This is a genomic window from Bacillus sp. AC266, assembly GCF_979253805.1.
On sequence record NZ_CEEDEC010000081.1, the window covers coordinates 1 to 229 of the forward strand.

General features: G+C 41.5%; 1 protein-coding gene. It reads right to left on the reverse strand.

What is annotated here, in order from left to right; genetic code table 11:
• Positions 1-229: aromatic amino acid lyase (locus AC0IXC_RS29430; protein WP_471653734.1), on the reverse strand; the 229-nt coding region annotated here is incomplete at both ends.

Here is a 229-nt window from a genome sequence, read left to right on the forward strand (position 1 = left end):
AGATAAAGGTGCTAAATCACCGCTCGCTCCTAGTGATCCTTGTTGCGGAACGACTGGATGAATTTTACGATGTACAAACTCAAGAAGCATGTTTACAACAAGTGGTCTAACACCCGATACTCCTTTTAACATCGTATTAGCTCGTAATATCAACATACCGAGTGATACTTCTTCAGGGAATGGATCGCCTATTCCGCACGCATGTGACTGAATTAAGTTTTGTTGAAGT